The sequence below is a fragment of the Mesorhizobium sp. M0954 genome, from assembly GCF_040319155.1.
GTDB lineage: Bacteria > Pseudomonadota > Alphaproteobacteria > Rhizobiales > Rhizobiaceae > Mesorhizobium.
In genome coordinates, this window is record NZ_JAMYNR010000001.1 from 497,512 (window position 1) to 511,412 (window position 13,901).

A 13,901-nucleotide genomic window follows, 5' to 3' on the forward strand; every position below is an offset into this window, starting at 1 on the left:
GGGGGCGCGTCAGTCACATCGCACGGACACGGGCAGGCGAGGCGCGAGGCCGGTGCAGAGGCCCCTTAGACCCCGCACGATGGCCCGTCAAGCAGCGCAAGAGGCACTGCGACACCCTGCTTTGAAGTTTGTCATCGAGCGACGGCAATGGTGACCATTGGGCTCCCTCGCCGGTTCAGGTGTTGAACTTGAACAGCATGATGTCGCCGTCCTGGACGACATACTCCTTGCCTTCGTCGCGCGCCTTGCCGGCCTCCTTGGCCGCGACTTCGCCGCCTAGCCTGACGAAGTCCTCATAGGCGATGGTCTGGGCGCGGATGAAGCCGCGCTCGAAATCGGTGTGGATGACGCCTGCCGCCTGCGGCGCCTTGGCGCCCTTGTGCACGGTCCAGGCGCGTGTCTCCTTGGGGCCAACGGTAAAGTAGGTGATGAGCTGGAGCAGCTCGTAGCCGGCGCGGATGACCTTGTTCAGGCCGGGTTCGTCCAGACCGAGCGTTGCCAGGAATTCCATTTCCTCTTCGTCCGAGAGCTGGGCGACCTCGGCCTCGATCGCCGCGGAAATCACAACGGTGCGGGCACCTTGCGCGGCGGCCATCTTCTCGACCGCCCTGGTATGCGCGTTGCCGGTGGCGGCATCGGCTTCCGCGACGTTGCAGACGTAAAGCACCGGGTGTGAGGTCAAGAGATTCAGCCCCTGCAGGATGCGTAGATCCTCAGCCGAGATGCCGTTGAGCAGGATGCGGGCGGGCTTGCCCGCCTGCAGCAGTTCAAGCGCCGCTTCCATCATCGGAAGTGCGGTCGCTGCTTCCTTGTCCTTGCCGGCGGCACGCTTGCGGATCTGCACGATGCGGCGCTCAAGGCTGTCGAGGTCGGCAAGCATCAATTCGGTTTCGACGGTCTCGGCATCAGCGACAGGATCGATGCGGCCCTCGACATGGGTGACGTCGTCATCCTCGAAGCAGCGCAGCACATGGACGATGGCGTCGACCTCACGGATGTTGGCGAGGAATTGGTTGCCAAGCCCTTCGCCTTTGGAGGCGCCACGCACCAGGCCGGCAATGTCGACGAACGAGATGCGGGTCGGGATGATCTCCTTCGACTTGCCGATCGCGGCGATCTTCTGCAGGCGCGGATCGGGCACCGCCACCTCGCCGGTATTCGGTTCGATGGTGCAGAACGGATAATTGGCGGCCTGCGCCGCCGCCGTCCTGGTCAACGCATTGAAGAGCGTCGACTTGCCGACATTGGGCAAGCCAACGATGCCGCATTTGAAACCCATTTTTGTCTGGTCCTATCGGGAAATCGAAATTTAATCAGGGCTATGGGCGAAAGCCCCGATGATCGTCAAGGCGCAATTCAATTCAGACGCTGCGCGATGTCATCGGTGCCTATCGCCAACGAACGAACGCCGGACCTGCTCAGTATTTGCAGAAGATGCCAGAACGCGTCGACCTCAGCGGTTCCGAAATCGATGGTCAGTTGCCCCTCGAGCAATTGCGCACTGTGAATGACGTTTCCGACGGTCTCCGATGTTTCACGCTCGCTATCGATATCGAACCAGCCGCGAAACCATTCGTCGAAGAGATCGCCGTCGAGCTCATTTATAGGGAATTTAAAATGAACCTCATCCCACCTGAAAGGTGAGATGAGGACATCCATTCCACCCATCCCGGCGTGAATATCCGGAGAGAATTTCACATAGGAATCGCTGTTGATGAATTGCGGATTTGGCTGTCCGTCATCACTGACGAAATCAACCGCGATGAAATTTCGATAGAAGGAATCGACGTTCGAAAACTTGATTTCGGTCGCATGCGATCCTTGGCTGTTGCGAGCAAGTTCGCCGGCAGCGGTGACGAAATAATCAACATACTTCTGTCTGATGAGACGGACCAATTCCTGAATGTCATCCAGATCCATGGCTCAGTCCTTGCCGCCAAAAAGCTTCTTCAGCATGGCCGCCATCGGGCCGGTTTCGGGCAGCTTGGCCGCCGGCTGCTGCGGCCGCGCCTGGCGGACGTGGCTTTGCGCCTTTGGCGCCTTGGGCGGCGGGCGATCGTCGTCGTCCGTCGGCGTGAGCTTGTCGCGCAGCGCCAGCGTCACGCGGTTCATGAACGAATTGTCGTCGCCCTTGGCAAGCAATCCGGCACCATCGGCGATTGCGTCGAGCAGCACGTCCAGCCATTCGCGGTCGCCCTTGGCGAAATCGCCAAGCACATGGCCGTGCACCATTTCCTTGACGCCGGGATGGCCGACGCCGATGCGCACACGGCGAAAATCCTTGCCGACGTGCTGGTCGAGGGAGCGGATGCCGTTGTGGCCGCCGGAACCGCCACCGACCTTGACCCGCACCTTGCCGGCGGCAAGGTCGATCTCGTCATAAAAGACAGTTAGCGCCGAAGGGCCGAGCTTGTAGAAGCGCAAGGCTTCGCGGACCGCCTGGCCGGACAGGTTCATGAAGGTCTGCGGCTTGATCAGGATCACCTTTTCGCCGGCAAGCGTGCCTTCGGCAATCAGACTCTGGAATTTCTTCGACCAAGGCGAAAAGGAATGGCGGCGGGCGATCGCGTCCGCCGCCATGAAGCCGACATTGTGCCGGTTGTTGGCGTATTTCGCGCCCGGATTGCCGAGGCCTGCAAAGACAAGCATCGTCGCCTCCGGGCGGGAAGGGGTTACTTCTCTTCGGCGGCAGGAGCCGCTTCGGGCGCAGCCGCTTCAGTCGTCTCTTCCGCAGCCTCCGGCTTCATCGCCGAGGAGCCGGCAATGGTCGCGATGGTGAAGTCGCGGTCGGAGATCACCGGCTTGACGCCGGCCGGCAAGGTGACGGCCGAAATGTGGATCGAATCGCCGATATCGGTACCGGTGAGATCGACGGTGATGAAATCCGGGATCGCATTGGCCGGGCAGTGGAACTCGACCTCGTGGCGCACGATGTTGAGCACGCCGCCGCGTTTGATGCCGGGCGACTTGTCTTCATTGATGAAGTGCACGGGCACATCGACGTTGACTTCGGTATCCTTGCCGATGCGCAGGAAATCGACATGGACAGGGAAATCCTTGACCGGGTCGAGCTGAAAATCCTTGGGCAGAACCTGGATCTTGTTGCCGTCGACATCGATCGTGGCGACCGTGGTCAGAAACCCGCCGCCATGGATCTTGTAGTAGATGTCCTTGTAGGTCAGCGCAATCGCCAGGGGAGGCTGCTTGTCGCCGTAAATCACTGCAGGCACTTTACCGTTGCGGCGAACTGCACGGGCGGACCCCTTACCGACCTGTTCGCGCGCTTCGGCCTTGAGCTCGTAAGTATCGTGGCTCATGGCATTTCCTTTCGCGTTGTTCTGGAGCGTTCGCGGCCGGCAACGTGCCGGGGCCGTAAACGTCGAAAGCCGACATAGCTAACGCATGACCTGGTCCGAAAACCGGAATCCACTTTTCGGGATCATGCGGGAAGGCGGCCTTCCGCCGCGTTGCCTCCAAGGGTGTCTACGCGGGTGGCGGCTCTATAGCGGAAGGCGGCGCGAGGTGCAAGCGGGCGGCCCATCAGGCCGGAAGTAGCAATGCCGAAAGCGATGCTGCAACGTACAGCCCAACCCCGAAAGACAGATGGGCCATAAGGCTGCGCAGGCGCGCAGTGCGCGGGTTGGGAACTTTCGAAGCCGCGATGATCCCAAAAGCCGGTTGCATCACGAAGAACGGGCGACGATGGTGCAGACGCCGACCAACAGGGCCGGAAGCACTGTCGGGTGCCGTGCCCAGTCGAGGCCCCACACTCCAATCAGCGCTGCGGCAAATACGATGCCGGTCGCGTAATGCGCACTCCATCCAATGGCGGTATCCAATGGCGGTTTCGCCGCGAACGCGGGCAGCTTGTGCGATATTCGCATGTGCAAAACGTCCATGTGGAAAGTGCCCGATCCAGCGGCCGACCCAGGCGTAATCAAGCGGTGGAATCGCGAACATTCGCTTCAGAAACCATCCGCAGAGGTCCATCAGGGCTGTCGCGCCGATTCCAACGACGGCCGCACGAACAACGAACTCCAACATTTTGGCATCTCTTGTTTCACCCGTGTCGCCTATTGTCGTGGAGTCCAGTGCGTTCTTTCGCCCGACGCCTTGGCAATCCTCAGGGCACGAGGCTGGGCCCCGCGCCGGTTCGAAGGCGGCTTCCCCGACTGGGTGGCTGCAGGCCTGGGGGTAGAGGCCGTGAATTACGAAAGCGGTTAACGGCCGCCAAAATCGGTGTCGCCGCCCAAGCCCGAACACAAATGGAAAGGGGAACCGCGGCGGGTGGAAAGGGGAACCGCGGCGGGGCAATGCCCACGGCGGGTGGACGGCGCGCGCCGGCAGCATGGAAGGGAGCCGATGAACACCTATTCGGAAACAAGCGGTGGAAGCGGCGTTGCGGAAAGAGGAGGTTTCCAGCGAGTGGCGAGAACGGTGCGATAAAGAGTTTCGCTCTACCTTCTATGGCTTCCGCTCGACCAGCATGTAGCCGATCCCACGAACTGTCTGAATGCTGGCCGATGCATCCGGCCCGAGCTTCGCACGCAGATAGCGAATGTATACCTCCACGATCTTCGTCCCGGGTTCGAAGCTGTATGACCAGACATTGTTGAGGATGCGCTCGCGGCTAACCACTTTCCCCGCGTTGAGCATGAGAAAATGCAGAAGGTCGAATTCACGTCGGGTAAGGCTGATTTCCCGGTCGCCGTCCGCAAAACGACGAGCGCTCGTGTCGAGATTGAGGCGGCTCACTCGAAGCAATTGTCGATCCACTGCACCCTGACGGCGTCGGCGCAGCGCGTCAATCCTGGCCACCAGTTCATCAAACGCAAACGGTTTCGTCAGGTAATCGTCGGCACCGCCCTTGAGCCCATCTACGCGATCCTGAATTGTCTCCTTCGCGGTCAGCATCAGGATGAGAACCGGCCACTGCTCCAATCGCACGATCCGGCACAGCTCAAGGCCGTCCAGGTAGGGAAGCAGACGGTCCAGGATCACGAGATCGAATGGATCCGTACGAATAATGGCTAGTCCCTCGCGACCGTCCTCCGCGACACTCACGTGGAAGCCTTCGGCCTCCAACCCCCGGCGGAGAAAGTCGGAGACACGCCGGTCGTCTTCAACGATCAGGATTCGAATCATGGGTGCGATGTACCAGCGGCAGTCTGATTCTGAGGAGGGTTCCCGAAGGCTCAATTCCTTCAAGGCCGATTGTGCCATTGTGCCCGTCTATAATCTCCTTGGCGATCGCGAGGCCAACACCAAGGCCGTCGGCTGCGGACCTCCCGCCGACACGCCCGCGATAATATCGGTCAAACACGAACGGGAGATCGTTGGCATCGATCCCTGAACCGTTGTCGCGGATGGCGATCTCAAGCATTCCATGACGCTCAGCCATCTCGACTGCTATTGTCTGATACGGCTTTGAGTACTTTATGGCGTTGTCGAAGCCGATCAGCAGCGCTTGCTTTAGGCGCTGGGCGTCACCCCGAATGAGGCAATGGTCTGGGTTGAGCGACAGGTCAACGGATATCTGCTTGGGACCTGCGAGTACGGAAGCCTCCTGAACGGCCGCCTTCACAACCTCACCGGTATCGATGTTGCGCAAGGAGAACCTGAAATTTTCAGCTTCGGAGCGGGCGAATGCCAGAAGGTCCCCCAGGTTGCGAGCCATATCTTCAGCGCAATTGCGGATTCGGCTCAGAGCTTCGCGGTAAGATCGAACACGCGGTTGGCCGCGGAGGGCAACGTCGGCCTCTCCGCGGAGAATCGTCAACGGCGTGCGGAGTTCGTGGCTTGCCTCCGCAAAAAATTGTGTGCGTCGGCTATCGATCGCTCTCAGTTGCTCATTGGCTTTCCGCAGTTCACGGGTGCGCAACTGAACCTCCGCCTCCAAGCGGTCCTGTACCGAAATCAGAGCAGCACGTTCGATCTCGAGAGCCTCGGCCATGCTGTTGAAACTTCGCGAGAGGGAAGCGAACTCGTCGCGTCCGGTCGCGGAAACGCGATGGTCGAGCTTGCCTGCAGCGATGGCTTTGGCGCTTTCGTTCAGTTCACGCACAGGTGTGGCGATTGATCGTCGCAGGACCAGGCCGAACCCCAGACTGCCCAGCATGAGCAACGCAGCGAAGCCGCCGGTCAGCAGCAGCAGCCGCCATTGTGCGCCACGGACGCCGGCGAGTTCCTCTCCAACCTCCCTGCGCTCATCGTGCAAAGCGGCTTCAATCATTTCTTCAAGATCGTTCTCTAATCGGTGCTCCACATCGTTGCGGAAGGCGTCTACGATGCCCTTTGGATCCCCCTTTGTTCGCTGGCTGAACAGTCGCTGGGCGGCCCGATCGATCGCCTCAAACAGCGCCTTGACGCGACCGACGAATCTGAGTTCGGCCTCCTCCTGGCGTCTATCGCTCCAATATCCGAGAGCACCGAGTTCCTCGCGAGTGGCGCCCTCCAGCTTGTAGAATCCGGATTTCACTGCTTCTCGTGCCGCTTCGAAATCCGGCATTTGCTCGGGCCCAAGCAGCAAGACTTCAGCGAGTTGCTCGGTGTAATTGTTGGCTTGCCCATTGAGTTCGGCGAGCGCCTCGAACCGCCCGTGGACGCTGTCGATTCGGCGGACGAATTCCTCTGTCAGCTGGAGTGTTGCGAATGCCAGTCCTGAAATCAGTCCGACAAGGGCGAGAATGACGATTTGAAATAGGAAGATGCGGCCTCGAACGGTCATGCGGTAATCCTGCCGGCGATCGGATAATGCCTCTCACCAAATTCTAACCGGAGCCCTCGCAAGCGTCTAATCGGAACCTCCTAAGTTCGAGCGGAGGGTGTGCGACGCCCTCATCGCCACGTTGGCGGCGAACTAGACGAGGTTTCGGTTGGCACAAGTAGATTTTCGGACCGACAGTGACGCCACCCTTCGGGAAAGGACACCGCCGGTGCTCTGGCCGATATGGCGAGCCGCACTGATCGGAACCTGTGTATCCCTGTGTGTGGCCATCATTGAATTCGGCCTCTCCGCGCTCCCGTCCGACGCCCGGCGAGCGCTCGAGATCCTGCTTGTCGCGATCATCGGGTGGACCCTGACGCCGTTCGACGACACCTTCGTTGCGATCGCCGCCGGGCTGGCAATGGCGCTGCTGGTCAACCGTGATCCAGGCGCGCTGTTTCATGCGCTCGGCGATGAGTTGATCTGGCTATTGCTTGCCTCCTTCATGTTGGCGGCCACCTTCAAGGCGAGTGGGGTCGCAGATCGCGTTCTCGGCCTCGTGACGGGGCGCATGCGATCGGTTCGCGCAATCGCCTATTCCTTGACGGCCGTCATGATCGCCACAGCCTTCGTCATTCCGTCGACCTCAGGTCGCGCAGCTTTGATGATCCCCGCCTTTCAGGCGATCGCGGGACGCTGTGGAAGCGCCCGGTTGCGAAGGGCCTTCGCGCTGCTGTTCCCCACTGTTATCCTGCTCTCGGCCATTGCATCGCCCGTCGGCGCCGGTGCCCATCTGCTGGCGATCGAAATGGTCGGCCGCCTCTCGGGTGTGAAAGTAAGCTATCTGGAATGGATCGCTTTCGGCCTGCCGTTTGCGGCCGTAAGCACCTTCCTTTCGGTCGAATGCCTGCTCCGGCTTTTCCTGTCGCCGGTCGAACGGCGGATGACCCTTTTGCAGCCAACGACGGTGACTAGTGGCGGTGCCGGATTGGCACGGCAGCCGATACTCTGGATCGCCGGCGGGGTTGTCACCGCGTGGCTGACCGAACCTGTCCACGGACTTGATGCCACCGTTGTCGCTCTTGGCGGCGCTCTCTTGGCCACACTTCCTAGAGTAGGCTCCGTGGCGTTTGGCGATGCAATCAAGAGTGCGGAGTGGAAGCTGCTCTTGTTTCTGGCGGCGACGATCTGCTTGGCAGACGGCCTGACGGCATCAGGCCTCAATCGGTGGTTGATCGAGACGACTGTCGATCCGCTGCGCGGCACCGGCTTGGGTCCGTTGGCGCTTATCTCCTTATTAGCCTTGCTTGGGCTTTTCAGTCATCTCGTGATCCACAGTCGCACGGCGCGTGTCTCGGTGCTGCTGCCCCCGGCGCTGATGCTCGCATCGACAGCGCGGCTCGACCCTCTCCTGGCAATGTTTGTCCTCGTCTCGGCGACCGGCTTTTGCCAAACCCTCGCGATCTGCGCGAAACCGGTGGCGCTTTTCGCGGGGGTCGACGAGGAAGGCTACGGCCCGAAAGACCTCGCCTTGCTCAGCTCAATCCTGCTGCCGATGCAGTTCATCCTCATCGTCGTGTTCGCGGTCACCGTGTGGCCAGCCACCGGAGCCCTGCTCAACACGCTCCATCTGCAACTTGTTGGAGAGCCGTAGAATGTCGAAAAAGAAAGGATTGACGAAACGAAGACGGCTTCGAGTATTGGTCGCACCCTCCGGCTTTAAGGAGAGCCTCGGCGTTCGTGATGTCATCGCTGCATTGGCGCGCGGCGTTCGCAATGCCGTTCCGACAGCAAAGATCCTGGGCCTTCCAATGGTGGATGGGGGCGAGGATTTTACGCGGACCCTTGTTGAATTGTCTGATGGCGAGCTGCATTCCGTCACAGTGACGGGACCGGTGGGACAACCCGTGGCGGCCAATGTCGGTTTTCTCGGGCGAAGAAAGAAACGGACTGCAGTTCTGGAAATCGCGGCGGCTGCCGGGCTCCGGCTCGTCCCCACTGACATGCGTGACCCGACCCGCACTACAAGTTATGGGGTTGGTGAGTTGATTCGTTTTGCGCTCGATCTTGGCGCGGAAAGAATTCTGATCGGCTGCGGTGACTCGGGTGTCAACGATGCAGGAACCGGCATGGCCCAAGCATTAGGCGTGCGTCTGCTCGATGGCGGCGGCCGTCCCATTTCGGGGAGCGGCTCGGCCCTCTCATCGCTAGCTCGTGTCGATCTTTCCAGTCGTGATCATCGCCTTTCGAATGTTCGTGTCGACGTCGCGGTAAATCCCTACAACATGCTGCTCGGCGAGAGAGGCGTCGCTCGGGTGTTCGGCCCGCAAAAGGGTGCAACACCTGATCAGGTGGTTTTGCTCGAGCAGGGCATGGAAAATGTCGCTCACGTCGTTCGCCGCGACCTCGGCGTCGACGTGACGCCGCTTGTCGGCGGAGGAGCTTCCGGGGGACTCGGCGCCGGACTTCACGCCTTTGCTGGAGCCCGGCTGCATCCGCGCTTCGACCTGATCCTGCGGTATATGGATCTCGATCATCGGCTGTCAAACGCCGACATCGTCATGACAGCCGAGGGTGGCCTGGATGGTCAGACGAGCTTTGGAAAGATACCAGCCGAGATTGCCCGGCGCGCGAAACGTCACAATCTGCCCGTCATCGCCTTGGCCGGAACGATCGGAGCAGGTGCAGAGGCGACCCACGACATCGGCATCGATGCCTTCTTCAGCATTCTGTGCCGACCGTGTTCCCTCGAAGACGCGATCCGTGACGCCGACACGCTGCTGGCGAACGCTGCCGAGCAGGCATTCCGGCTGATGCGGGCGACGCGTGCTTTCAAGCTCAGATGACGGAGCGTGTTTCAGATGACGGAGCGTGTCAGCCAATGGCCGCGATGTCGCTAAGCGGCGGCCCTGACCGGCTCGAAGTCTATGTCGAGAACCGAATTTCGCGCTGCCCGGTGGGCGGGGAAGCCGAAGTCCAACCCAAACTTCACCCGATCGTGGTCCCCGCCTTGAGCTTCCTCGCCTCCTTCATGTTGGGAAGAAAAACCGTCAGCAGCCCGAGCAGCGGCAAATACGAGCAGACCTGGAAGACGAAATCGATGCCCTTCATGTCGGCGACGACGCCAAGCACGGCGGCCGCGATGCCGCCCATGCCGAAGGCGAAGCCGAAAAAGATGCCGGCGATCATGCCGACCCGGCCGGGCACCAGTTCCTGCGCGAATACGACGATGTTCGAGAAGGCCGAGGACAGGATCAGGCCGATCAGCACGGTGAGAACCATTGTCCACTCGAAATTGGCGTAGGGCAGGGCCAGGGTGAAGGGCAGCACGCCGACGATCGAGAACCAGATCATCGCCTTCTGTCCGTAGCGGTCGCCGAACGGGCCGCCGAGCAGGATGCCCAGGGCCGAGGCGCCGAGGAACAGGAACAGCATGACCTGCGACATCTGCACCGAAACGCCGAATTTATGGATGGCATAGAAGGTGTAGTAGCTGGACAGGCTGGCGATGTAGGCGTTCTTGGTCAATACCAGCAAGGTCAGCACCGCCAGCGCGCCCAGGACCTTGCGGCGCGGGAAAGGCGAAACGAAGCCTGCCGCTTTGCGGGTGCCCTGTGCGGCGCGCAGGCGGCTGTACCAGCCGCCAACCTGCCACAGCACGATGATGCCGATCAGCGAGCCGCCGGCAAACCAGGCGATGCTGGTCTGGCCGAAGGGCACGACGATGAAGGCTGCCAGCAGCGGCCCCATCGCCTGGCCGAAATTGCCGCCGACCTGGAACAGCGACTGCGCAAGACCGAACCGGCCACCGGAGGCGAAGCGGGCGATGCGCGAGGATTCCGGGTGGAAGATCGCCGAGCCGATGCCGATCAGCGAGGCGCCGATGAGGAGCAGCGAGTAATGTCCGGCATAGGCCAGCACGACCAGCCCGATCAGCGAAGAAGCCATGCCGTAGGGCAGCGAATAAGGCATCGGCCGCTTGTCGGTAATCATGCCGATCACCGGCTGCAGCAAGGATGCCGTCACCTGGAAGGTAAAAGTCAAAAGGCCGATCTGCCAGAAATCGAGACCGTAATTGTCCTTCAGCAGCGGATAGATCGCCGACAGCAGCGACTGCATGATATCGTTGATGCAATGGCAGAAGCTCACCGCCAGGATGACGGTGAAGGCCGTCGCCTGAGCTGAAATGTGGCTGGCCGCTGCCGGCTTGGCGTCGGCGGTTGCTGTGGTATCGGTCAAGGCAGGCTCCGTGGTCTTTTTGGCGGGCGCTCCCGCAGGCGGTCTTATAGGGCGCAGCCTTATACGTTGCTTGTCACGCGACTTCTTTCGTGGTTTGGTCCAATAGTTTCGCAAGTGGGCCATAGCTGATGCCGCATGGCAGGGAAATGTTCAGAGCGGGCGACACCGATCTCGGGCTGTTGCATGAGCGTCGCTGGCAATGGCTGGAAGAGGCCGTCGGGCCGGCAGTGGCGCTGCCGACCGAATATCCGGACGGCTACCATGTGCCACGGCACCATCATAGCCGCAGCCAGTTGCTGCACGCGCTGGTCGGTGTCGTGCTGGTGACGACGCGGCATGGGCGCTGGATGGTGCCTCCGGACCACGCGATGTGGATCCCCGCCGGCACCGAACATTCCGTCGAGATGCTGGGCGACGTCAGCATGCGGTCCGTCTATGTGATGCCGGAGGCCATTCCCGGCCTGCCGGACGGGTTGCGTGTCGTCGGCATCACCGACCTGATGCACAGCCTGATCGTGGAATCGGAAAAGCTGCCGCAAGGCGCCGAGCTGAAGGGGCGGGGCGGACTGATCATGAAGCTCCTGCTGCACGAAATCCCGAACCTGCCGGAACGGCCGCTCGGCCTTCCGTTCCCGTCCGATGCAAGGTTGGCGACGCTGTGCCGGCGCTTCGTCTCGGCACCGTCACCGCATGCGACGATCGACGAGTGGGCCGCTATCGTCGGCATGAGCCGCCGCTCTTTCACCCGCGCGTTCCACCGCCAGACCGGATTGTCGCTGTCGACCTGGCGTCAGCAGGCCTGTCTGTTCGCGGCGCTGCCACGGCTGGCCGACGGCGAGCCGATCACGAGGGTGGCGCTCGATCTCGGCTATGACAGCGTGCCGGCGTTCATCACCATGTTCAAGCGCATGCTGGGAGCCTCGCCACGCGGTTACATGCGGGGCGCCCGTGATGCTGGCGAAGGTGTGCGACGAACAAGTGGTCCGGCTCGGCCTGAGGCGCAGCCCTGAAGGGCGTCGCGTTCGACCGGCCTCATGCGACGCGCTTTGGGTTCTTGTTGTATGCATGTCGTTATCGCAAAACCGCTGCACAGTTTTGCGCGACACGCATTAATCGAACAGGCTCGACACCGATTCCTCGGTCGCCGTGCGCGAGATCGCCTCGCCCATCAGTTCGGCGATGGAGATGACGCGGATATTGGCGGCGTCCAGCACTGCCTGGGTCGGCTGGATGGAATCGGTGATGACCAGTTCCTGCAGTTTCGAGGCGCCGATGCGGGCGATGGCGCCGCCGGACAAAACGCCATGGGTAGTATAGGCGGTCACACTGGTGGCGCCATCGGCAAGCAGCGCATCGGCCGCATTGCACAGCGTGCCGCCCGAATCGATGATGTCGTCGATCAACAGGCAATCCTTGCCGCGCACGTCACCGATGACGTTCATGACTTCCGATTCGCCGGGGCGCTCGCGGCGCTTGTCGACGATGGCAAGCTGGGCGTCGATGCGCTTGGCGAGCGCGCGGGCGCGGACCACGCCGCCGACATCCGGCGACACCACCATGACATTGGCAAGCTGCTTGTATTTCGCCTTTACGTCGCGGGCCATGACCGGCACGGAAAACAGATTGTCGGTCGGGATGTCGAAGAAGCCTTGAATCTGGCCGGCATGGAGATCCAGGGTCAGCACCCGGTCGACGCCCGCCCTCGTGATCATGTTGGCGACCAGTTTGGCCGAGATCGGTGTGCGGCCCGAGGCACGGCGATCCTGCCTGGCATAGCCGAAATAAGGAATAACCGCAGTGATGCGCTTGGCCGAAGAGCGCATGAAGGCGTCGATCATGATGAGCAGTTCCATCAGATGATCGTTGGTCGGGAACGAGGTGGACTGCAGGATGAAGACGTCCTCGCCGCGCACATTCTCCTGGATCTCGACGAAGATTTCCTGGTCGGCGAAGCGCCTGACGCTGGCCTTGCCCAGCGGAATGTTGAGGTAGCGGGCGACTGATTCGGCCAGCACCCTGTTGGAATTGCCCGCGAAGAGCTTCATGCACCGTTCCTGGCGAAGGATTGAGAGACTCCGATAGCACTCCAGCCTCTTAGTCGGGCTTTTAGCGGCCCGCGCCGGTATTGCAAGCGTCGTGAATGGGAATCCGCCGGCTAATCTCAATAAACGCTTACGGCTTGACGATGCCGCGATAGGTCCACTTCGATGCCGACGGAATCGGGGATAGCTCTATCTTTCAGTCTGAGGATGGTCTTTTCCGAAAACCGGATTCACTTTTCGGAAATCATACTCCAGGTCAGCCGGCGCCGCCGCCAAGCCAGGTGGCGAACTGGTCGATTGTCTGGTCGGCAATTGCCTGCATGGTCGCCGGGGCGACCGCCGTCCAGCCTTCGCCGCCGCCAACAGAGGGCGCCTTCTGCTGGCCGTTGATGCGATGCAGCCGGTTGCCGGCCGGGTCATAGATGTCCCAGACATAGATGACGGTAGTGTCCTTGCCTTCCGTCATGGTCGAGAAATAGCCCTTGAGCACATGTGTTGGGGTCTGGTCGGTGCTGCCGGCCAAGGTGATGCCGCGCTGCCTGGCGCGTGTCTGAAGCTCGGCGGTCAGCGGTGTCGCGGCTTCTACCGAGGCGCCGACGATCGGCGCCACCTGCAGCCGGGTCCGCGCAATGGCAGCCGCGCTTTTGGCGGGCGGCACGGCTGCTGCAGCGGAAGGCTGCGCCGTATCTGCAGTTTGCGCGGTGCCGGCAGGCTGAGCCGGAGTTGCGGGGGGCGTCGCGGCACCTCCGGCTCCGGAGAGGGATTGCGTCGATTGCGGGGCAATGGCCGAGGGTTCGAGAACGTCCTTCGCATTGGTGCAGGCCGCCAGTGCCAGCGCCACGAGCAATGACACGGTCGTCACATGCGATCGTCTCATTAGCCTGAAAACTCCTTGGCGACGAACGCCCCTCACA

Annotated in this window: 13 protein-coding genes; 3 read left to right on the plus strand and 10 right to left on the minus strand. The window is 61.4% G+C overall.

Features of this window, described 5'->3' with window-relative positions:
* Positions 1-175: 175 nt before the first annotated feature.
* The 7 genes from ychF to NKH93_RS02420 all read right to left on the minus strand — a co-directional run bounded on the left by ychF (position 176) and on the right by NKH93_RS02420 (position 6,727).
* The gene (ychF, locus tag NKH93_RS02390; protein WP_352469740.1) at positions 176-1,279 is read right to left on the minus strand and encodes a redox-regulated ATPase YchF; all 1,104 of its coding nucleotides are present in this window, start codon (positions 1,277-1,279) and stop codon (positions 176-178) included.
* A gap of 77 nt (positions 1,280-1,356) precedes the next feature.
* On the minus strand, positions 1,357-1,920 hold the full coding sequence (locus NKH93_RS02395; protein ID WP_352968982.1) for a hypothetical protein: 564 nt from the start codon (positions 1,918-1,920) through the stop codon (positions 1,357-1,359).
* Between the two features lie 3 nt (positions 1,921-1,923).
* Positions 1,924-2,649 carry an aminoacyl-tRNA hydrolase gene (pth, locus tag NKH93_RS02400; protein ID WP_352921120.1) on the minus strand — a complete coding sequence of 242 codons (726 nt, stop codon included), beginning with the start codon at positions 2,647-2,649 and terminating at the stop codon, positions 1,924-1,926.
* Between the two features lie 23 nt (positions 2,650-2,672).
* The gene (locus tag NKH93_RS02405) at positions 2,673-3,317 is read right to left on the minus strand and encodes a 50S ribosomal protein L25/general stress protein Ctc (RefSeq protein ID WP_352469743.1); all 645 of its coding nucleotides are present in this window, start codon (positions 3,315-3,317) and stop codon (positions 2,673-2,675) included.
* 223 nt (positions 3,318-3,540) lie between these two features.
* The gene (locus NKH93_RS02410) at positions 3,541-4,044 is read right to left on the minus strand and encodes a DUF2938 family protein (protein WP_352968985.1); all 504 of its coding nucleotides are present in this window, start codon (positions 4,042-4,044) and stop codon (positions 3,541-3,543) included.
* A 420-nt stretch (positions 4,045-4,464) separates the two neighbouring features.
* Complete coding sequence (locus NKH93_RS02415) at positions 4,465-5,145, minus strand: response regulator transcription factor (protein ID WP_352450507.1); 681 nt, start codon at positions 5,143-5,145, stop codon at positions 4,465-4,467.
* On the minus strand, positions 5,123-6,727 hold the full coding sequence (locus tag NKH93_RS02420; protein WP_352469745.1) for a sensor histidine kinase: 1,605 nt from the start codon (positions 6,725-6,727) through the stop codon (positions 5,123-5,125). The genes NKH93_RS02415 and NKH93_RS02420 overlap by 23 nt, the downstream gene beginning before the upstream one ends.
* Positions 6,728-6,989: 262 nt before the next feature.
* Between NKH93_RS02420 and NKH93_RS02425 the strand changes: the two genes are divergently transcribed.
* Positions 6,990-8,360 (plus strand): SLC13 family permease, encoded by a 1,371-nt coding sequence (locus tag NKH93_RS02425; RefSeq protein WP_352819921.1) that lies wholly within the window; start codon positions 6,990-6,992, stop codon positions 8,358-8,360.
* A 1-nt stretch (position 8,361) separates the two neighbouring features.
* Positions 8,362-9,552, plus strand: a complete 1,191-nt coding sequence (locus NKH93_RS02430) for a glycerate kinase family protein (protein WP_352819922.1) — start codon at positions 8,362-8,364, stop codon at positions 9,550-9,552.
* 142 nt (positions 9,553-9,694) lie between these two features.
* On the opposite strand, the gene NKH93_RS02435 is transcribed toward NKH93_RS02430, so the two are convergent.
* Positions 9,695-10,945 carry an MFS transporter gene (locus NKH93_RS02435; protein ID WP_352469748.1) on the minus strand — a complete coding sequence of 417 codons (1,251 nt, stop codon included), beginning with the start codon at positions 10,943-10,945 and terminating at the stop codon, positions 9,695-9,697.
* 128 nt (positions 10,946-11,073) lie between these two features.
* Between NKH93_RS02435 and NKH93_RS02440 the strand changes: the two genes are divergently transcribed.
* The gene (locus tag NKH93_RS02440; protein WP_352770932.1) at positions 11,074-11,955 is read left to right on the plus strand and encodes an AraC family transcriptional regulator; all 882 of its coding nucleotides are present in this window, start codon (positions 11,074-11,076) and stop codon (positions 11,953-11,955) included.
* Positions 11,956-12,054: 99 nt separating this feature from the next.
* Here NKH93_RS02440 and NKH93_RS02445 read toward each other — a convergent pair whose 3' ends face one another.
* Positions 12,055-12,990, minus strand: a complete 936-nt coding sequence (locus tag NKH93_RS02445) for a ribose-phosphate pyrophosphokinase (protein ID WP_254819191.1) — start codon at positions 12,988-12,990, stop codon at positions 12,055-12,057.
* Between the two features lie 253 nt (positions 12,991-13,243).
* Positions 13,244-13,864 (minus strand): hypothetical protein, encoded by a 621-nt coding sequence (locus tag NKH93_RS02450; RefSeq protein ID WP_023678426.1) that lies wholly within the window; start codon positions 13,862-13,864, stop codon positions 13,244-13,246.
* Between the last annotated feature and the right edge of the window lie 37 nt (positions 13,865-13,901).